The organism is Synechococcus sp. R6-10 (assembly GCF_047461815.1).
GTDB lineage: Bacteria > Cyanobacteriota > Cyanobacteriia > Thermostichales > Thermostichaceae > Thermostichus.
The window spans coordinates 1-893 of record NZ_JANSHW010000584.1 but is presented as its reverse complement, the minus strand read 5'-3'; the positions used below and the strand labels follow the sequence as shown (position 1 = coordinate 893).

Below are 893 nucleotides of genomic sequence, written 5' to 3'. Positions count from 1 at the left end.
TGGAGTAGATGTCGTGGTGGGGCGGCGGCGAGATCAAGGTCACCCCCGGCTTGGAGCGGCGCAGCTTGGCGATGTAGGGGCTGACCTTTTTGCCCGGCAGTTGCCCGCCCTCGCCCGGCTTGGCCCCCTGGGCAATTTTGATCTCAATTTGCCGCGCGTTGAGCAAATACTCCGGTGTCACGCCAAAGCGGCCCGAGGCCACCTGCTTCACCGCCGAGCTGGCGTTGTCCCCCATGCGCAGCCCCTTCAGGTGGGGAAAGCGGGCCGAGGTGCCATCTGGGCCTACATCGGTGATGGGGAGGTATCGTTCCGGATCTTCCCCGCCTTCACCGGAGTTGGACTTGCCGCCGATGCGGTTCATGGCAATGGCCAGGGTCTCGTGGGCCTCGCGGCTGAGGGCCCCCAAGGACATCCCACCTGTGGCAAAGCGTTTGAAAATCTCCGATGCCGGTTCCACTTCCTCCAGGGGGATGGGATCCCGGTCGCTGCGGAAATCCAGCAGGTCTCGCAACGCGGTGGGGGTGCGGCTGCGCAGGTGCGCCCTGTAGATCTCATAGTGGGCAGGCTGACCCGATTCGATGGCCTTGTGCAGCAGTTTGGCCATTTCTGGACTGTTGATGTGGTATTCGCCTTTGGGCCGCGCCTGGATAAAGCCAAAGTTCTCCAGCTTTTTCGAGGTGAGTTCGGGAAAGGCCCGCTGGTGATTCACCATGCCCTCGCGGGCCAGATCCGCCAGCGTCATGCCTCCCACCCGCGACACCGTGCCGCGGAAGGCCAGATCGATCACCTCTTGGCTCAGGCCAATGGCCTCGAAAATCTGCGCCCCGTGGTAGCTGGAGAGCAGAGAAATGCCCATTTTGGAAAGAATCTTGAGCAGCCCTGCCTCAATGGCG

The 893-nt window shown here is 62.6% G+C and carries 1 protein-coding gene; it reads right to left on the bottom strand.

Annotated elements, in window-relative coordinates:
* Positions 1-893, bottom strand: an 893-nt coding sequence (locus tag NW837_RS14120; RefSeq protein WP_414332229.1) for a glutamate synthase-related protein, incomplete at both ends; no start/stop codon positions are given.